The sequence below is a fragment of the Arthrobacter sp. Ms25 genome (genome assembly GCF_059090365.1).
Genome location: NZ_JBNHFP010000005.1, coordinates 239689 through 258926, shown reverse-complemented (window position 1 = coordinate 258926; position 19238 = coordinate 239689). Strand labels below are relative to the sequence as shown.

The 19238-nt window shown below is 65.7% G+C and carries 15 protein-coding genes and 1 tRNA gene; 8 read left to right on the top strand and 8 right to left on the bottom strand.

Annotated features, from left to right (window positions below; all coding sequences use genetic code 11):
• Nucleotides 1–58: 58 nt before the first annotated feature.
• A complete protein-coding gene (locus AC5RT8_RS15760) occupies nucleotides 59–931 on the bottom strand; it encodes a sigma-70 family RNA polymerase sigma factor (protein ID WP_494096660.1) in 873 nt (290 codons plus the stop codon).
• 294 nt (nucleotides 932–1225) lie between these two features.
• On the opposite strand from AC5RT8_RS15760, the gene AC5RT8_RS15755 reads away from it, so the two are divergent.
• The 4 genes from AC5RT8_RS15755 to AC5RT8_RS15740 are packed head-to-tail and all read left to right on the top strand — an operon-like array spanning nucleotide 1226 to nucleotide 4399.
• Nucleotides 1226–1711 carry a flagellar protein FlgN gene (locus AC5RT8_RS15755; protein ID WP_494096659.1) on the top strand — a complete coding sequence of 162 codons (486 nt, stop codon included), beginning with the start codon at nucleotides 1226–1228 and terminating at the stop codon, nucleotides 1709–1711.
• A 13-nt stretch (nucleotides 1712–1724) separates the two neighbouring features.
• Nucleotides 1725–3125: a flagellar hook-associated protein FlgK gene (gene flgK, locus AC5RT8_RS15750; RefSeq protein ID WP_494096658.1), complete on the top strand. Its 1401-nt coding sequence runs from the start codon at nucleotides 1725–1727 to the stop codon at nucleotides 3123–3125.
• Between the two features lie 3 nt (nucleotides 3126–3128).
• Nucleotides 3129–4016 (top strand): flagellar hook-associated protein FlgL, encoded by an 888-nt coding sequence (flgL, locus tag AC5RT8_RS15745; protein WP_494096657.1) that lies wholly within the window; start codon nucleotides 3129–3131, stop codon nucleotides 4014–4016.
• Nucleotides 4013–4399 (top strand): flagellar assembly protein FliW, encoded by a 387-nt coding sequence (locus tag AC5RT8_RS15740; RefSeq protein ID WP_494096656.1) that lies wholly within the window; start codon nucleotides 4013–4015, stop codon nucleotides 4397–4399. Before flgL ends, AC5RT8_RS15740 begins: the two co-directional genes overlap by 4 nt.
• 55 nt (nucleotides 4400–4454) lie before the next feature.
• On the opposite strand, the gene AC5RT8_RS15735 is transcribed toward AC5RT8_RS15740, so the two are convergent.
• The 6 genes from AC5RT8_RS15735 to AC5RT8_RS15710 all read right to left on the bottom strand — a co-directional run bounded on the left by AC5RT8_RS15735 (nucleotide 4455) and on the right by AC5RT8_RS15710 (nucleotide 10462).
• Complete coding sequence (locus tag AC5RT8_RS15735) at nucleotides 4455–5291, bottom strand: aldo/keto reductase (protein ID WP_494096655.1); 837 nt, start codon at nucleotides 5289–5291, stop codon at nucleotides 4455–4457.
• A gap of 152 nt (nucleotides 5292–5443) precedes the next feature.
• On the bottom strand, nucleotides 5444–5920 hold the full coding sequence (locus AC5RT8_RS15730; protein ID WP_494096654.1) for a hypothetical protein: 477 nt from the start codon (nucleotides 5918–5920) through the stop codon (nucleotides 5444–5446).
• A gap of 7 nt (nucleotides 5921–5927) precedes the next feature.
• On the bottom strand, nucleotides 5928–6599 hold the full coding sequence (locus tag AC5RT8_RS15725) for a bacterial proteasome activator family protein (RefSeq protein WP_494096653.1): 672 nt from the start codon (nucleotides 6597–6599) through the stop codon (nucleotides 5928–5930).
• Between the two features lie 192 nt (nucleotides 6600–6791).
• Nucleotides 6792–6992, bottom strand: coding sequence for a YbdD/YjiX family protein (locus AC5RT8_RS15720; RefSeq protein ID WP_494096652.1), 201 nt, complete (start codon nucleotides 6990–6992; stop codon nucleotides 6792–6794).
• Nucleotides 6989–9295 (bottom strand): carbon starvation CstA family protein, encoded by a 2307-nt coding sequence (locus AC5RT8_RS15715; RefSeq protein WP_494096651.1) that lies wholly within the window; start codon nucleotides 9293–9295, stop codon nucleotides 6989–6991. Before AC5RT8_RS15715 ends, AC5RT8_RS15720 begins: the two co-directional genes overlap by 4 nt.
• A 189-nt stretch (nucleotides 9296–9484) precedes the next feature.
• A complete protein-coding gene (locus tag AC5RT8_RS15710) occupies nucleotides 9485–10462 on the bottom strand; it encodes an NAD(P)H-quinone oxidoreductase (RefSeq protein WP_494096650.1) in 978 nt (325 codons plus the stop codon).
• 62 nt (nucleotides 10463–10524) lie between these two features.
• Here AC5RT8_RS15710 and AC5RT8_RS15705 point away from each other — a divergent pair.
• A tRNA-Ser gene (locus AC5RT8_RS15705) sits at nucleotides 10525–10612 on the top strand.
• Between the two features lie 262 nt (nucleotides 10613–10874).
• On the opposite strand, the gene AC5RT8_RS15700 is transcribed toward AC5RT8_RS15705, so the two are convergent.
• Nucleotides 10875–12689 (bottom strand): flavin-containing monooxygenase, encoded by a 1815-nt coding sequence (locus AC5RT8_RS15700; protein ID WP_494096649.1) that lies wholly within the window; start codon nucleotides 12687–12689, stop codon nucleotides 10875–10877.
• A gap of 223 nt (nucleotides 12690–12912) precedes the next feature.
• Here AC5RT8_RS15700 and AC5RT8_RS15695 point away from each other — a divergent pair, with 223 nt between their 5' ends.
• From AC5RT8_RS15695 to AC5RT8_RS15685, 3 genes are all read left to right on the top strand, one after another.
• Entirely contained in the window at nucleotides 12913–13377 is a 465-nt protein-coding gene (locus AC5RT8_RS15695) for a MarR family winged helix-turn-helix transcriptional regulator (protein WP_494096648.1), read from the top strand.
• 133 nt (nucleotides 13378–13510) lie between these two features.
• Nucleotides 13511–13987: a septum formation family protein gene (locus tag AC5RT8_RS15690; protein ID WP_494096647.1), complete on the top strand. Its 477-nt coding sequence runs from the start codon at nucleotides 13511–13513 to the stop codon at nucleotides 13985–13987.
• Nucleotides 13988–14294: 307 nt separating this feature from the next.
• Nucleotides 14295–19238, top strand: a complete 4944-nt coding sequence (locus tag AC5RT8_RS15685; protein ID WP_494096646.1) for an ExeM/NucH family extracellular endonuclease — start codon at nucleotides 14295–14297, stop codon at nucleotides 19236–19238.

Genomic DNA, 19238 nt, shown 5'->3' with positions numbered 1-19238 from the left:
GAGGGGGGTTAGGAGTTCTGAAAAAGAATTTCTGCCGGAAACCCGTCCGGCTCTGTTCCTACGAGGCGGCGGGCTTGAACGCCGCCGGCCGGCCCGGGACACCGGAAAGCCCCGGCATAAAGGCCTGCGCGCCGGGAAGTGCGGGTGCCAGGTGGTGCCGGGTGATGCCGCCGGCCGTGCGGTCCCCCACCGAGGCAAGGTAGGCGCTGCGGCGGGCCGGTGCAATCCGGGACTGCAACTCCGGGGCGGCTGCGGTATCCGAGTAGTGCGTGCCCAGGCCGTCGCGGAGGAGGCGGACCGCCTCGGACCGCTGCTGGGATACAGCCGAATGGGTGCTGCCCAGTTCTTCGGCTATTTCCTTGACCGAACGGTCGTGGAAGTAAATCTCTTCCACGACATAGCGCATCTTGTCCGGCAGGGCGGCGACGGCGGCGTTCAGGTACTTCAACCGTTCGGAGGCCAGCAGGGAACCCTCCGGCGACGGCATGTCCGCGATGAGGAAATCCGTGACCGATTCATCCAGGCTGGACACCGTGCGGGAAGCATCCGACAGGGCTTCCTCGGCCACTGTGCGGTCCACTCCCAGGGCGGAGGCAAGCTCATCCACGTTCGGGGTGCGGCCAAGGGCACCCGTGAGGGTTTCCTTCACCGCGAGGGTTTCCTTGATCCGGCGGCGGGCTGAACGCGTGGCCCAGTCATTGGAACGCATTTCATCCGCGAAGGCGCCGACGATGCGTCGGCGGGCATAGGCCCCGAAGGGCACGCCCAGTTCCGGATCAAAGGAATCGGCGGACGTAATCAGGGCAATGGCACCGGCCGATGCCAGGTCATCACGCGAGAGATGCGTGGCCTTTGCACAGACTTCGGAGACAAGATAACCGACCAGCGGCAGGTTCTCCACCACCAGGGCATTGCGTTCGGCGCGATTCAATTTATGGACCCCCAAGCCCTTGTTCCCCAACAGTTCCCAACTGTTCCCCGACTGTGGCCAGTTGCGCGCCTGTTTCGTGGTCAGTGGCTGAGTCCGCTGGTGGGTCCACGCTTAAGCGCTTTAGCTGAAACATACCACTAACATTGAAGATGAACCGGCCGATAGTGCTTTGTGGCGGACGTATTGGAATACGGACGCCAAACGAAAGACTTTTGCCGCAGGTTGGGGCCTGAAATCAGACGTCTTTTCCCGCTTTAGAGACATTCAGTGCACCACCTAGGAGGTGAGCAAAGCATGGGTACCCAGAAACTCTCGGCACTTCTTTGGGAAGAGCGTGAGTTGTTGGAACTTCTTGTGTTCAAGCTCGAAGAAGAACAACTGCTGCTTACTTCCGGGAAAACCAAATGGCTGACGCACGCCACCCGCGAGGTCGAACAGGTCCTCGAGCGGCTGCGCTCCGCCGACCTGGGCCGTGCCGTTGCCGTTGCCGGCCTGGCCGCCGAATGGGGCACCTCAGAAAACGCCACTCTGCGTGAGCTGGTGGCTGCGGCTCCGCCCGGCCCGTGGACGGAAATCTTCAACGCGCATCTGCAGGCCATGACCGAGCTGACCGTGAAGATCCGCGAGCTGCGCGACATCAACGAACAGTTCCTGCGCACTGCGGCGCGCTCGGCCCAGGAAACGCTGGCGGGCCTCAGCCCCGAGGCCAATACCTATACGGCGTCCGGAGCCTCGTCCGTCCCCACCTCAGCCGCCCGGCTGGTTGACCAAAGCATCTAAGGACTCCTAGACAATGAGCACCTTCAGCGGCCTGAACACGGCGTACACCGGCCTCACCGCCGCCCGCAAGGGCCTGGACGTCGTCGGCCAGAACGTGGCAAACGCGAACGTGGCCGGCTACACGCGCCAGCGCCTGAACACTTCCGCAGTAGCGCCCCTCGCCCCCGCCGGCCGGTTCGCTGCTCCCACCGGCGTAGGCCAGGGCGTAGCGGTGGATTCCATCGCCCGGCTGGGCAGCCAGCAGCTGGACACCCGGGTACGCAGCACCGCCGCCGTCGCCGGGTATTCCGCCGTCCGCGCCAACGCGCTGATCGAGCTGGAGGACGGGTTCAAGGAGCCGGGCAAGAACGGGCTCTCCACAGCACTGCAGAACTTCTCCGCCGCGTGGGAAGGCATTTCCCACAACCCCTCGGACAATACGGCAGCTGCCGTGCTGCTCAGCGCGGCCAACAGCGCCGCCGGGCAGATCGCCAGCGGTTACAACGCGGTCCGGGACCAGTGGAACAGCACCCGCAGCGGGCTCAACGACATGGTCACCGAACTCAATTCCAGCGCACAGCAGCTGGCCAGCCTTAACGGGGCCATCCGCTCCACGCTTGCCTCCGGCGCGTCCGCAAACGAACTGGTGGACCAGCGCAACGCCCTGGCCACCACCATCGCCGCGCTGAGCGGCGCCACGGTGCGGGAATCCTCCGACGGCATGGTGGACGTCCTCATCGACGGGAACGCGCTGGTCTCCGGATCGAATGCCCGCACATTGCAGGTCACCGGCGGCAGGACGATGGACGACCCCCAGGAACCCATGGTCGGCTGGACCGACCGGTCCGGCTCCGCCGGCATCGGCAAGGGCGAAATTGCCGGAGCCACGTCGCTCCTCGCTTCGGCCGGCAACGGCGGAGTCTTCGCCCAGGCCGCTGCATCCTACAACGAGGTTGCCGCCACCCTGGCGTCCAGCGTCAATGAGCTGCACCGGCAAGGCTCCACCACGGCAGGCGGGACAGGGAAAGATTTCTTCAGCGTAGGCACCCCGGCCGCAACCACCCTGGCAGCCCTGCCGACTGATGCCTCCGGCATTGCCTCAGGCCGGCCGGGCGCGGGCACACTCGACGGCGGTATCGCCGACCAGATCGCCCAACTGGGTTCCAAGGCCGGGTCTGCGGACAAGGTCTGGAGCGCCTTCGTCACGGCCACAGCGTCCCAGAGCCGCGCCGAACTGCAGCAGGCCACGCTGGCCGACGTCGCGTCCTCCTCCGCGGTGGACCTTCAGCTCTCCAACGCCTCGGTGGATTTGGATGAAGAAAACGTGAACCTGCTGATGTATCAGCACGCCTACCAGGGTGCCTCCCGCGTCATGAGCGCCATTGACGAAATGCTCGACACCCTCATTAACCGCACCGGAATTGTTGGAAGGTAACCCGTGATCAGCCGCACCACGAACCAGACCATGGCCCGCACGGCCCAGCAGAACCTGCAGGCCAGCATGTCCCGGATGGCCAAGCTGCAGGAGCAGGTCGCTTCCTCCGCTGCCATTGCGCGTCCTTCCGATGACCCCACCGGCACTGCCAACGCACTGAAAGTCAGGTCAGAGATCCGGGCCAACCAGCAGTACACGTCCAACGTGAGCGACGCCGAGGGCTGGCTCTCCGTCACCGACAACGCGCTGACCAACACCACTGACATCCTGCGGCGGGTAAAGGACCTCACGCTCAATGCCGCCACCGGCACGCTTTCCCCGACGGACCGCAAGGCCATCGCCACGGAGCTTTCCGGCCTGAAAACGGACCTGCTGCGCGAGGCCAACACCACCCACCTTGGCCGTACGGTGTTCGCCGGCACCTCCGACACCGGCAAGGCCTTCACCGAGGCAGGCGGTTCCTACGACTACAGCGGCAGCGGAACCCCCACCACCCGCCGTCTGGACAGCAACACGCAGATGCGCGTGGACACGGACGGCGAAGCCGTTTTCGGCAAGGGCGATGCCTCGGTGTTTCGGATGATGGACAACCTGGTTGCGGATCTGGAAGCCAACAACGACGTCAGAGGCTACCTGCCGCAGGTTGACGCCGCGGCCAACGCCGTCCTGATGGAACACTCCGCACTCGGTGTCCGGCACGCTGCCACCATCAATGCCAAGGACAACCTGGCTGAGAAATCCATCAGCCTGGAAACCCGCCGGTCCGGCATTGAGGACCTGGACACCGCCAAGGTCATTTTGGATATGAAGCTTCAGGAAGTGGCCTACCAGTCCGCCCTCGCCGTGACGGCCAAGGCCCTCCAGCCGACCCTGATGGACTTCCTGCGATGAGCATCCACCTGACGTTCCTGGCTCCTCCGCCCGGACTGGCTCCGGCAGTGCACTTCAACCTCAACGAGATTGACGGTGCCGCCGGTCTTTTCGCACTGACCGCTGCGGGAAGCGCCGGCGGCAGCCGGCTGTTTGTCCTGGACGCGTCCGTGTATCTGCCGGACTACCATCCGGAAATCACGGACGAGCAGCGCCTCCAGCTGGCGCTGGACACGCCGGAGGACGCCGCCGTGCTGGTGGTCGCCAACCCGGCCGCCGGCGGCACCACGGTGAACCTGCTGGCGCCGATCGTGCTCAATATCCGCACCGGCAGCTGTGCCCAGGTGATCCTGGAAGGCCAGGACTGGCCGGTCCGCGCTCCGCTGGAGCCGGTCGCCGCATAGTTTCAACGCAAAAGGCGCACGTTCCGCGGAACGTGCGCCTTTTTGTGCTTAAGGCTTAGGCGAAGTCGGCCGTGGCCGGATCCGCGCCGTAGCGGGTGCCGTTGTCGAGGGCGTTGATGGCCTCAATGTCCTCGCTGCTCAGCGTCAGGTTCAGGGCTTCCCAGTTCTCGCGGATGCGGGATTCCGTAACGGACTTCGGGATGACAATGCTGCCCAGGGCCAGGTGCCAGGCGATGACCACCTGGGCCGGCGTGGCGCCGTCGTACTTCGCGGCGATCTCCACGAGCTTGGGATCCTCGAGCAGGCCCTTGCCGGAACCCAGCGGGGACCAGGACTCGTGCAGGATGTTGTGCTCGGCCTCGAAGGCGCGCAGGTCGGCCTGGTTGAGGTACGGGTGGGTCTCCACCTGGTTCAGGACGGGAACGACACCGGTGGCGTCGATGATTTCCTGCAGGGCTTCCTTGGTGAAGTTGCAGACGCCGATGGACTTCACGCGGCCCTGCTTCTGCAGCTCAACCAGCGCCTTCCAGGTGTCCACGTACTTGTTCTGCTTCGGCTGCAGCCAGTGGATCAGGTACAGGTCCAGGGTTTCCAGGCCCAGGCGCTCCATGGAGGCGTCGAAGGCCTTCAGGGTTTCTTCGTAGCCCTGGTCCGCGTTCCATACCTTCGTGGTGATGAACATGTCTTCACGGGGAACGGGGGTGGCGGCGATGGCGCGGCCGACGCCGGCCTCGTTGCCGTAGATCTTGGCCGTGTCGATGTGGCGGTAGCCAGCCTCGAAGGCCTGTCCCACTACCTTTTCGGCAACCTCGTCCTCAACCTGCCACACGCCGTAGCCGAGCTGGGGGATGGTATTGCCGTCATTGAAAGTCAGTACGGGTGATGTAGTCATGTCCTCATCATTGCCGCAGCATCCGATGGGACAAAGTGGATAAGCTCACCGCGAAAATACACCGTAACGTATTCCCGGTTTCGAACAATTTCTTTGCAGTTTGTATCGAGGCCGCGACGGAGGATGCCGGCCGCGTCAAAGACTGCCCGCTGCTAGCGGCGGGAAATTCCCGTTTCCCGGGCGCTGAGCAGAGCACGTTCGGCTTCGGCAACGTCGTCCCGGACCAGTTCCGCACGCCGGCGTACGTTGTCCAATCCGGCGGAGGCGATCCCCCAGCGTTCTCCTTCGAGCCGGGACATGGCGGCGGCCTCTGCGGCGGCGGCCAGGGAGTTTCCGCTGCGGGACAGCGCGCGGTGCACTGCGGTCAGCGCCCCGGGAATGTTCTGTCCGGTACTGGGCAGCTGCAGCTGGGCCGAGGTGCAGACTTCCCGGACGCGCGGGAGGAGAGCGGCGAGGTCGTTCGCCACGGTCACCAGTTCGTTGTAGATGGCGTCATCCTCGACGCCTTCGAGCATTTGGTAATACCGGTCCAGCCCGCGCGTGAAACGGTCGTGCGCACGCCGCCAGACGCCCTTGCCGAGCTCCGCGTCATCTTTCCGCCCCTGCCGGGCGGCTGCAAAAAGTGCCATCTATGTCCTACAAGTACTGGCCGGGGCCCGATTGCGGTTCCTGCCGCGGGCTCCCGGCGCCCTGGGGCCCCTGTGCCCGGTGCGGTTCCCCGTCGTCTCCGATAACAACGCCCGGCGCAAGGATGGTCCCGGGCGGCAGCTGGCGCAGCTGCAGGCGTCCCGCTGCGTGGGATGCGGTCTGCTGGGCCGCGATGGCCGTCTGGATTCCGCGGAACAGGCCTTCGAGCCAGCCCACCAGCTGGGCCTGCGCAATCCGCAGTTCCGCGTCCGTGGGGGTGGAGTCCTCCGTGAACGGCAGGTTGATCCGGTGCAGCTCGTTCACTAGTTCGGGGGCGAGCCCGTCCTCGAGTTCCTTCAGCGACCGGTCATGGATCTCGGCCAGCCGGTCCCGGGCGGCATCGTCCAACGGGGCGTTGCGCACTTCTTCCAGCAGCTGCTTGACCATGGTGCCGATCCGCATGACCTTGGCCGGCTCGTCCACCAGCTCGTTGAGCCTGGCGGGGCCGTTCTTGCTCCTGCCGTGTCCGGACGCCTTGTCCACGGCGTGGTCCGGCGCGCCGGCGGCACCCATGGACGGGCGCTCCGTGCCGGACTCCGGATGGGTCTGCTCTGATTTCTGTCCAGCGGGAGCATCCGGTGCCGCGTCATGGCGGTCGGAGGATCCGTTCTGTTCAGTCATGGCATTAATGCTCTCACGGTTAGTGCCGGTTGCCCTGCGAACCGGCGGTTTTCCGGTTCCGCCCTGCGGTTTTGACGCACTTTCCGCGTCGGCAGGAACGGACGGTAAGCAACAAAAGGAAACAACGACGGCGGCACCGCAGCGAGGTGCCTCAGCTGCGGTGCCGCCGTCGTACTTCAGGGTGCTGCAGAATCAGCAGCAGCGGCCCTCCGGATTGGCGTCCTGCCGGTCCATTTTGTCCCGCCAGAACTCGCGTTCGCTCATCAGCGGCGAGGTGCAGCCGGACGCGGCGTGGAAGTCCGTGTATTTGCGGTAGGCGTCCTCCCCCATCACGTCCCGGAAAAAGCGGACGAAACCGGCAACGCCCTGCCGGACGGCGACGGCGGCACTCATGAGTGCGCCGCCCTCTTGGCGGGCCGGTTCTCCTCCGGCAGCGCATCCCATTGGGCCAGGATCTCCTTTTCCGCCGGCGTCGCCAGGAAACCGGCCGGGGCGAAGGTGCGGGACGGAACGGCCGGATCCTCGGCGCTCGGGGCGCCGCCGGACCGGTAGGACCGGATGCTGGCAATGACGGCCGTGATGATGACGATGATCGCCAGGGTCACGAACACCACGGACAGCGTGGTCTGGATGAAGGTGTTGCGGATGACCGCCTCCATGGCTTCGACCGTCTTGGCCGTGCCGAAGCTGGTTTTCCCGTCTGCCAGCGCCTGCTGGAAGGCCTCATGGTTGGCCCAGTAACCGACGGAGGGAACCGGCGAGAAGATCTTGTAGAACGACGCCGTGATGGTCACCACCGCGGCGAAAGCCAGCGGCAGTGCCACGATCCACAGCCACTTAAACGCATTGTTCTTGGCGATGATCGCCATGCAGATGGCCAGCGCGATGGCAGCCAGGAGCTGGTTCGCGATGCCGAAGAGCGGGAACAGCGTATTGATGCCGCCCAGGGGATCCGTGACCCCCATGATCAGGATCGAGCCCCAGCCGGCCACCATGATGGCCGTGCATATCCAGGCTCCGGGGCGCCAGGACATGTCTTTAAACTTCGGGGCCACGTTGCCGATGGTGTCCTGCAGCATGAACCGTGCCACCCGGGTGCCGGCGTCGACCGCGGTGAGGATGAACAGGGCCTCGAACATGATCGCGAAGTGGTACCAGAACGCCATCATGGAAGGCCCGCCGATCAGGCTCTGCATGATCGTGGCCAGGCCGACGGCGAGGGTGGGGGCGCCGCCGGTGCGGGACACAATGGATTCCTCGCCCACGTTGGAGGCCAGGGAGGAGAGCATGTCCGGGGTGAGGTTCACGCCGGACAGGCCCAGGCCGTTGACGAAGGCGACCGCGCCTTCCACCGTGCCGCCGGTGGCACCGGCGGAGGAGTTCATGGCGAAGTAGATGCCGCGGTCAATGGAAATGGCAGCCACCAGCGCCATGATGGCCACGAAGGACTCCATGAGCATGCCGCCGTAGCCGATGAACCGGGTCTGGCGTTCCTTTTCCAGCATCTTCGGGGTGGTGCCGGAGGAAATCAGGGCGTGGAAGCCGGACAGTGCGCCGCAGGCGATGGTGACGAAGAGGAACGGGAACAGCGGTCCGGCGACCACCGGGCCGTCGTCGCGGCTGGCGAACTCGCTGACCGCCGGAACGTTGATCTCCGGGCGGACGATGATGATGGCGACGGCCAGCATCACGATGGTGCCCACCTTCATGAAGGTGGAGAGGTAGTCACGCGGGGCCAGCAGCAGCCAGACCGGCAGGACGGCGGCGATGAAGCCGTAAATGATGATGCCCCACGCAATGGTGGTGGGCTCCAGCGTCAGTGCCTCGCCCAGCGGGGTGTCGGCCACCCAGCCGCCGGCGATGATGGCGGCGAGCAGGAGGACGAAGCCGATGATGGAAACCTCGGTGACCTTGCCGGGCCGCAGGTAGCGCAGGTACACGCCCATGAACAGGGCGATGGGGATGGTCATGCTGACGGAGAAGACGCCCCACGGGCTTTCGGCGAGGGCGTTCACCACGACCAGGGCGAGGATGGCCACGATGATGATCATGATGACCAGGGTGGCGATCAGCGCGGCGGTGCCGCCGATGACTCCGAGTTCGTCCCGCGCCATCTGGCCCAGGGACCGTCCCCCGCGGCGCATGGAGAAGAACATCACCAGGTAGTCCTGGACGGCGCCGGCGAGCACCACACCGACGATGATCCAGATGGTGCCGGGAAGGTAGCCCATCTGCGCGGCCAGGACCGGTCCGACAAGCGGACCGGCGCCGGCAATGGCGGCGAAGTGGTGGCCGTAGAGGACCCGGCGGTCCGTGGCGGCGTAGTCCTTGCCGTCCGCCTTGTATTCGGCGGGGGTGGCGCGGCGGTCATTGGGCTTCAGCAGCTTCGCTTCGATCAGCTTGGAGTAGAAGCGGTAACCGATCAAGTAAGTGCACACGGCCGCGAAGACGAACCAGATGGCGTTCACGGTTTCACCGCGGACCACGGCGAGCATGGTCCAGCTGAAACCGCCCAGCAGGGCGATGCCGACCCAGAGGGCGATCTTCGCGGGTGTCCAGCGCCGGTCCTCCGCCTCGAGGACTTCCGGATCTACGGCCACCGGCGGCAGTGCCGGGTCCTGTTCCAGGACGTCTCCGTCCAGTGTGCCTGGTGGTGTTCCGGGGGTGCCGGCCCGGCGCCGATGGTTTTCGCTCATGATGATCCCTTGTGTCTGCGGTGGCTTGTCTACGTTGACATACGTACCGAACGGGGCAGGGAGTGGCCCTGCCCCTTGAGATTACCAGCGGGTGAGGCGGCGGTCACAGACAAACGTGACGGCGGCCGCATGCGGCCGCCGTCGTCGTCGGGATCCTTTCCGGGCGGAAGCTGCCCGGAACAGTTTTGGCTAGATCGTCAGCAGGATCTTGCCCGCGTGCTGCCCCGAGTCGAAGTATTCGTGCGCGGCGGCGGCCTCGGCCAGCGGGAAGGTGCGGTCCACAAGGGGCCGGATCTCACCGGAGACCAGCAGCGGCCAGACGTACTCACCGACGGCGGACATGATGGCCGCCTTTTCCTCTCCGGGCCGGCCGCGCAGCGTAGTGCCGATGACGGCGGCACGCTTGGTCATCAACTGGTTCAGGTTCAGCTCTGCCTTGGTGCCGCCCTGCAGTCCGATGATGACCAGCCGGCCGGCCACGGCGAGCGCGTCCAGGTTCCGCTGCAGGTATTTGGCACCCACGACGTCGAGGATGACGTCCGCTCCGTGGCCGTCGGTCGCCTCCCGCACGGCTTCGACGAAGTCCTGTTCCTTGTAATTAATCAGCACCTTCGCACCGAGGGATTGGGCGAGTTCGAGCTTTTCCGCCGAGCCCGCCGTCACGATCGGAACGGCCCCGAATGCGGCGGCCATCTGGATGGCCATGGTGCCGATGCCGCCCGTGGCGCCGTGGATGAGGACATAGTCCCCTTCCTTCACGGCGGCAGCCATAAAGAGGTTGGAAAAGACGGTTGCGGCCGTTTCCGGCAGGGACGCTGCTGTGACGGCGTCGAAGCCGTCCGGCAGGGGCAGGACCTGCCCGGCGGGGACGGCTACCTTTTCGGCGTATCCGCCGCCGGTCAGCAGTGCCACCACTTCGGTGCCCACGGTGAAGCCTTCGACGCCCTCGCCGAGGGCGGCAATGCGGCCGGAGACTTCCAGTCCCGGATACTCGGATGCTCCGGCGGGCACCGGATAGTGCCCCTGACGCTGCATGGCGTCGGCGCGGTTGATGCCGGCGGCGATGACGTCAATCAGCACTTCTCCGGGACCGGCCTCAGGTGCAGGAACATCCTGCAGTTCCAATGCGTCCGGTCCGCCGGGTGTTCCAATAACGATGGCTTTCATGCTGTCCTTCCGGGTTTAGGGAATTTTGGTGATTTCATCCCTTCTGCCAGACTACATAGTGAGGAAGGTTGTCCGAGCGGCCGATGGAGCTGGTCTTGAAAACCAGTGTGCGGTAACCCCGTACCAAGGGTTCGAATCCCTTACCTTCCGCGTAGACATACAGAAGCGGCCCCGCAGTGGGGCCGCTTCCGTTGTTTAAGCCTCCCCCGGCCGACGGGGCACCTTCCGTACAGCTGATGCCGTCCCCGCTCTACCTTCCGTACAGCTGATGCCGTCCGAGCGGGTTCCGCACCGCATGTGCTGTACAGAAGGTGGGAACCCAAAGCCGCCAGGCTGCAGGTGCTGTACACAAGGCGGCCCTGGGCGTCACCCTCACACCGGATGAGCAGCCTGCGGGGCCTGGCGGGCGGCCCTAAGCCTCAGTCACCAGCACATCGCCGATGCTTTCCTCACGCCACTGCTCCAGCAGCCGGTGGAATACCACCGGCCCGGGCCCGAAGGAGAAACTGACGGGCGGCGGGTTGCCCTCGCGGTTGTAGTAGCCCGGGGTGCATTCGGCGGCGAACTGCCGGTTGTCCATCGCGGTCCGCTGGATGGTTTCGCACCAGGCCGCTTCGTCTTCGGCCGTGGGTTCGATGTACCGGGCGCCCACTTCGCGGCCCTTGGCGATGACGGCGGCGATGTGGTTGGCCTGTTCCAGCAGGATGTGCACGAAGTTCACGGAGTTGGCGTTCTGCATCGAGCCCAGGTGGAACAGGTTCGGGAAGCCGTGGGTGTAGAAGCCGTGCAGGGTCCGCGGTCCGCGGCTCCAGGTTTCGAGCAGGGTGGATCCGCCGCGGCCGGTCACCGGCATGGCGCCGGAGGTGACACCCGAGACCCCCACCTCGAAGCCGGTGGCGAAGACGATGCAGTCCACCTCATACTCCTCGTCCCCCACCACGATGCTGTTCTCGGTGATGCGGGTAATCCCGCCGAAGTCGGCAGTGTCCACCAGCTGCACGTTGGGAAGGTTGAAGGTCTCCAGGTAGTAGTCGCTGAAAGCCGGACGCTTGCACATGTAGCGGTACCAGGGCTTGAGCTTTTCGGCCGTCTCGGGGTTGAAGACTTCCTCGTCCACACGGGACCGGATGGAGTTCATTTTCCGGAAGTCGAGGATTTCATCGCGGCGCTCGCGCTCTTCGGCTGAGATGGTCTCGTCGACGGCGCCGGTGATCATCTTGCGGTGCAGCTGCGGGACCGAGGTCCAGCCGTCCCGGGTCAGGTCCTTCTCCACGGGTTCGCCCGAAATCACGGCAAGGAAATTCTCCATGCGTTCCTTCTGCCAGCCCGGCTTCAGCGATGCTGCCCATTCAGGGTCGGTGGGGCGGTTGTTCCGGATGTCCACGGAAGACGGCGTGCGCTGGAAGACGATGAGCTGCTCGGCGTCGTGCGCCACCATCGGAACCACCTGGATACCGGTGGCGCCGGTGCCGACCACGGCCACCTTCTTGTCCGCCAGGCCGGTGAGGCCACCGGACTGGTCTCCGCCGGTGTAGCCGTAGTCCCACCGGCTGGTGTGGAAGGTGTGGCCTGTGAAGGAGTCGATGCCCGGGATGCCGGGGAGTTTGGGCTGTGTGAGCGTTCCGGAGGACGTAATCACATACCGTGCCCGCATCCGGTCCCCGCGGTCGGTGGAGACGATCCATTCCAGTGCTTCTTCATCCCAGGCCAGGCCGGTCACCCGGGTGGAGAAAACGGCGTCGCGGTAGAGGTCGTAGCGCTCGGCGATCGCCACGGCGTGGCGGCGGATCTCTTCTCCCCGTGCGTAGCGTTCGGTGGGCACGTATCCCACTTCTTCGAGCAGCGGCAGGTAGACGTAGGACTGGATGTCGCAGCGGATGCCGGGGTAGCGGTTCCAGTACCAGGTGCCGCCGAAGTCCCCTGCTTCATCCATCATGCGGATGCTCTCGACACCGGCTTCCCGGAGCCGGGCTCCGGTGCTCAGGCCGCCGAAACCGCCGCCGATCACCAGCACCTCCACGGCGTCAGCCAGGGGCTCCCGCTCGGTGCGCGGGGTGTAGGGGTCAGTGGCGTAGTAGCCGAACTTCCCCTTTGCGGGCTGGTACTGAGTGGCGCCGTCGGGCCGGATCCGCCGATCCCGTTCCGCCTTGTACTTGGCCCTCAGCGCCTGGACATCCGGGCCCTCTTCCGTGCGCTCGTACGCTATGGGGGTTTGCGTGCTGCTCATCTAGTGTCCTCATTTCGCTTGCGCGGACCCGGGGGCACAAGGCGGAGCGGGAGGACAACGACGACGCCGGGCGCGCAGGGAGTCCTACTTACTCCCCATACAGCCACCGGGATCGCCGGAATATCTTCCCCGTCAAGAACGGTTAGCCCCATCCTAACTAATTTGGGCCGCGACCTGCCGGCCCTGTGTTTGCCGCCACGTCCGGGGCCATTACGGTGAACTCATGACCGACGGAATCAACGAGCAGCAGGAACGCGAACGCGTGCTCCTGAATCTGGAAGAACTGGCCGATTCCCTGCAGTCCACGGCCGTGCCCACCTTCCTTGATCCATTGCTGGCCACAGACTTGACAGTCCGCCAGCTGAAGGTCCTGACTGTCCTGGTGACCTCCGAGGAAGGCGCCACGGGCCGGGGCCTCTCGGAGTCCTTCGGCGTCTCGATGGCGTCCATGTCAGGACTGATCGACCGCCTTGTTGCCCAGGGAGTCGCGGTCCGCTCCGAGGATCCCCGGGATGCGCGGGTGCGGCGGGTGGAAGCGACGCCGCTGGGCCGGACAGTGGTGCGCCGCCTCGTCTCCGGTCGTCCGGAACTGAATTTTGACATCCTTGCACGGCTGTCGATCGAGGATCTGCGGGCACTGGAGCAGGGCATGCGCGCCGTCCACGCCGAAATCCACCGTATCGCCTGACCCTCCGGGTCCCGAGAGGAATTCACCGGCCGCAGGCAGTCCGAGTCTTGCGGCTCCGTTTCGCCCGTAGGATGAGCCCGTGGTTCCCGGCCGCCATGGGGGTGCGCCGCCACACTGCCTGAGGAGAAACACTGTGAATTCCCCAAAGACTGCACGCGTTCGTGGCCTGCTCATCCCCGTCCTGCTCGCCGGCCTGCTGACCGGCTGCGGAGGCCTATTCGGCTCTGACGGCACCCGATACTCGGACCTCGAAACCGGGGACTGCTTCACCAATCCCAATCCGGGGTCGGGCACTGAGGACGAGCAGATTGTGGAGGTCGACCTCATTCCCTGCGACGAGCCGCACCAACAGGAGGTGTACTACGTGACGGAGATGCCTGACGGAGACTACCCCGGGCAGGACACGCTCGCCACGGAGGCATCGGACATCTGCGCCGCCGAGTTCGAGGGGTACGTGGGAAGCACCCTTGAGGAAACGGAACTGATGCCGGGCTACATCATCCCGACCCAGGAGTCGTGGGACCAGGAGGGCGACCGGGCAGTCATGTGTTCCCTCGGCGACACGACGAGCGAAGAGGTCTCCGAATCCCACAAGGATTCCGGCCTGTAAACCACTGCATCTTCGTAAGAGCGCCGCCGGCCACCGTGGCCGGCGGCGCTCTTACGTTACTTGGGGGTAACCGAGGCGGGAAGTGGGGGCGGAAGGCCGTACACTGTGCTGGCGATCACTTTTCCGCTTCCTCGGAGGACGCGGCGGAACCACACCGGCTCGTGCATTGACGGACGACACCGGGTGGGCACCTGCTCGCAACCTGTCCCACCCAGCATCATCCTTGCCCCCACTCGCTGCACCCCTTGCCGCCCCATTCGGCGGCCATTACCTGTCGGCCCGCACGGCCGGCCAAGGAGTATCAGGAATGAGACCTTTCCCCTGGAAGGCTACGCTCGGAACCGCCCTGTCAGCCGGCCTGCTCGCCGCACCGCTGACCGCGTTCCCGGCCTACGCGCAGGACGGCGACGCCGCCGTTCCCGGCGTCATCATCAACGAGGTATATCTGTCCGGAGGCAGCGCCAACGCTCCGTTCAACACCAAGTTCGTGGAGCTCTACAACCCCACCAGTGAACCGGTGAGCCTGGACGGCTGGTCCCTGCAGTACCGCTCCGCTGCCGCCGCTGCTGCACCCACCGGGATCGGCAGCCTTTCCGGCACTATCGCTCCGGGCGGCTATTACCTGGTTTCGGGCGCCAGCAACGGCACCACCGGTGCAGCCCTTCCGGACGCCGACGCCACCATCGGCGCCAGCTTCGCCGGTGGCGGCGGCACCCTGATCCTCTCGAACCAGGGAACCGGCATCGATCCGCTGCCCACCGGCTCGGTCACCGGCGCTCCCGGCGTGGTCGATCTGGTCGGCTACGGAACCTCCAACACCTTCGAGGCCGCAGCCGCCGGCGCACCGGCCGGGAACTCAGATCCGAAGTCGCTAAACCGCACCGGTTTCGCCGATTCGGACAACAATTCAGCCGACTTCACCCTCAGCACCTCGGTCACCCCCACCTCTTCCACCGGCACGGCGCCGACCGAGCCCGCCCCGACACCTACGCCCCCGGCGCCTCCGGTACCGGGCGACGTGGTTCCGATCGCCGAGATCCAGGGCACCGGCGCAGCCAGCCCGCTGATCGGCCAAACCGTCACCACGCGCGGCAAGGTCACGGCCGTCTACTCCACCGGGGGATTCAACGGCTACTACCTCCAGACCCCGGGCACCGGCAGTGACATCATCCCGGCCACGCACACCGCATCGCATGGCATCTTTGTCTTCTCCGCGGCAACCGCCGGGCAGGTGACCGCCGGCGACTACGTCGAGGTCACCGGCACCGTGGGCGAGCACTACAACCTCACGCAGCTCACCGTCGCCGACGGCGCCATGACCAAACTCAGCGAAGCCGCACCCGAGGTCAAGCCCGCCGCCGTTGCCTGGCCGGCAACCGACGAACAGCGCGAGACCTTCGAAGGCATGCTGCTGGCACCCCAGGGCGAATTCACCGTCACCGACAACTTCTCGTTGAACCAGTACGCGGAGATCGGCCTCGCTGCCGGCTCGGACTCGCTCGTCCAGCCCACCGCCGTAGCGGCCGTGGGCACACCGGAACACGCGGCCGTCACGGCGGACAACGCCGCCCGCGCCGTGAAGCTCGACGACGGTGCCAGCACCAACTTCCTCAACGCCGCCAACCAGGGCAAGCCGCTGCCCTACCTGACGCCGGAAAACCCGGTCCGGGTGGGCGCCGCGGCCACCTTCAGCACCGCGGTGATCCTGGACTTCCGCAACAGCGCCTGGAAATTCCAGCCGCTGACCGAACTGACGCAGGCCAATGCGGGCACCGTCACGCCGGCGTCGTTCAGCAATACCCGGACTCCTGCTCCCGAGAGCGTGGGCGGAAACCTGAAGCTGGCATCCTTCAACGTTCTGAACTACTTCACCACCACCGGTGACACGTTGTCCGGCTGCACCTTCTACACGAACCGCAGCGGCGAACCCGTAACGGTCGACGGCGGCTGCGACGCCCGCGGCGCCGCCAACACCGCTAACCTGGAGCGCCAGCAGGCCAAGATCGTGGCCGCGATCAACGCACTGGGCGCCGACGTCGTGTCCCTGATGGAAGTGGAGAACTCCGCCACGTTCGGCAAGGACCGCGACGATGCACTCTCCCGCCTGGTGGCAGCCCTGAACGCGCAGGCACCGGGAACCTGGGACTACGTGCGCTCCCCCGCGGACCTGCCCGCTGACGAAGACGTCATCCGTTCCGCCTTCATCTACCGCACCGGAACCGCGGAGCCCGTCGGGGAATCCACCATCCTCGACAACGAAGCGGTCTTCTCCAACGCCCGCGAACCCCTGGCCCAGGCCTTCCGTCCGGCCGGAGCAGACAAGGGCACGGAGATCCTGGCCGTGACCAACCACTTCAAGTCCAAGGGTTCGGCTCCGTCCTCGGGCGAGAACGCGGACACCGGCCAGGGCGGCTGGAACGCAGACCGCGTCCGCCAGGCGCAGGCGCTGGTGGACTTCGCCGGTACCGAGTCCGAAGCCGCCGGCACGGACAAGGTGTTCCTGCTCGGCGATTTCAACGCCTACCACGCCGAAGATCCCATTATGGTGCTGGTCGATGCTGGCTACGTCGATCTCGGCGCGGCCACCGGCAAGCACTCCTACGCCTACGGCGGGACCGTCGGCAGCCTGGACCACATCCTGGCCTCGCCGGCCGCCAACGAGGCCGTCACCGGTACGGATATCTGGAACATCAACTCCGTCGAGTCAGTGGCCTTCGAATACAGCCGCTACAACTACAACGCCACCGACTTCTACGCACCGGATCCGTACCGGGCCTCGGACCATGATCCGATCCTGGTCGGCATGGACCTGACCGCCGAAGGCACAGACACCGCAACGCTGAATCTGCTGAACATCAATGACTTCCACGGTCGGATCGATGCCAACACGGTGCCGTTCGCGGGAACCATTGAGGAATTGAAAGCCGGCGCACCGGAGGGCAGTTCACTGTTCCTCTCCGCGGGTGACAACATCGGCGCCTCCCTGTTCGCCTCTTCGGTGCAGCAGGACCAGCCCACGATCGACGTCCTGAACGCCCTGGGGCTGCAGGCCTCCGCGGTGGGCAACCACGAGTTCGACGGCGGTTTTGCCGACCTCACCGACCGTGTGGCCCCGGCCGCGCAGTTCCCCTACCTTGGGGCCAATGTCTACGAGAAGGGCACCACCACGCCTGCCCTGCAGGAGTACGAGATCATCGATGTCAACGGCGTGGATGTTGCCGTCATCGGTGCCATCACCCAGGAGACGGCCAGCCTCGTGAGCCCCGGCGGCATCGCCGACCTGGACTTCGGGAATCCGGTGGACGCCGTCAACCGCGTCGCCGAAGAGCTGGTGGAGAAGGATCTCGCCGACGTGATCATCGCCGAGTACCACGAGGGAGCCGGCAGTGGCACGCCCGACGGCGCCACCCTGGACAAGGAGCTGGCAGCAGGCGGCGCTTTTGCCGAGATCGTCAATGAGACCACCGAACTGGTAGACGCCATTTATACCGGGCACACGCACAAGCAGTACGCCTGGGATGCAGCCATTCCCGGCGCCGACGGCAAGACCCGCCCCGTGGTGCAGACCGGTTCCTACGGTGAATTCATCGGCCAGATCCGGCTTGAGTACAACGAAGAAACCGACGAGGTGCTCTCCTACACCGCAGCCAACGTCGCGCGCACCACGACGCCCGCACCGGAACTCGTCGCAGCCTTCCCGGCTGTGGCCGAGGTACAGCGGATCGTCGACGCTGCCGTGGCCTACTCGGCCGAGGTGGGCAACAAACCGGTAGGCTCCGTCACCGCGGACATCACGTCCGCCTTCACGGGCACTGTCCGTGATGACCGCAGCAACGAATCCACCCTCGGCGCCTTGGTGGCCGACTCCCTGCTGTCCACCCTGTCCGCTCCCGAACGTGGCGGCGCCGAAATCGGTGTCACCAACCCGGGCGGCCTGCGCGCCGAGCTCTACTACGGCGAGGACGGCGTGATCACCTACGCAGAGGCCAACGCGGTCCTGCCCTTCGTCAACAACCTCTGGACCACCACGCTCACCGGTGCCCAGCTGAAGACGATGCTGGAGCAGCAGTGGCAGCCGGAAGGCAGCTCACGCGCCTTCCTGGCCCTCGGCCTCTCCGACAACATCACCTACACCTTCGATCCCGACCAGCCCCGCGGCTCACGGATCCAGAGCGTCACCATTGACGGTGCCGCCATGGACCCGGCCCGCGAATACCGCGTCGGTACGTTCAGCTTCCTGGCTCAGGGCGGAGACAACTTCACCGTCTTCCGGGACGGAACGGACACCCGGGACACCGGTTTGGTGGACCGTGACGCCTGGATCAGCTACCTCTCGGCGAACAAGCCGCTGTCCCCCGACTTCGCCCGCCAGGGCGTCGTCGTCAAGGGAGCACCTACCGCGGTCAAGGCAGGCGCGGCAGCGACGTTCAGCGTCAGCCAGCTGAACCTGACCTCGCTCGGCAGCCCGGCCAACACATCAGTGGCGGTCAGCTACGTGGATGCCGCCGGCACCGCCACACCCCTGGGCACCGCACCGGTCAACGCGGGTTCGGCCACCGTCACCGTCACCCTCCCCGCGACGGCTTCCGGCGCAGGGTCCCTGGTGCTGACGGCCGCCGAATCCGGCACCACGGTGACCCTGCCGGTCACGGTGGAGGCTGCCGCGCCGGCGGTGTTCGCCGACGTACCTATGGGAATGAAGTTCTATGACGACATCCAGTGGATGGCATCCAAGGGCATCGCTACCGGCTGGACGGAAGCGAACGGCACCAAGACCTACCGCCCGCTGCAGTCCGTAAACCGCGACGCGATGGCCGCCTTCATGTACCGGCTGGCCGGAAGCCCGGATTACACCGCACCGCAAAAGTCACCGTTCACCGATCTTTCGCCCAAGGACCAGTACTACAAGGAAATCACCTGGGTGGCATCCAAGGGCATCGCTACCGGCTGGACGGAAGCGAACGGCACCAAGACCTACCGCCCGCTGCAGTCCGTAAACCGCGACGCGATGGCCGCCTTCATGTACCGGCTGGCCGGAAGCCCGGATTACACCGCACCGCAAAAGTCACCGTTCTCGGATGTCCCCACCGGCATCCAGTTCTACAAAGAGATGGCTTGGTTGTCTTCGGAGGGGATTTCCACCGGCTGGACGGAACCCAACGGCGCGAAGACGTACCGTCCGTTCCAGTCCGTGAAGCGGGATGCGATGGCCGCTTTCATGAACCGCTACTACTCCAGTTTCGGCGCCTAG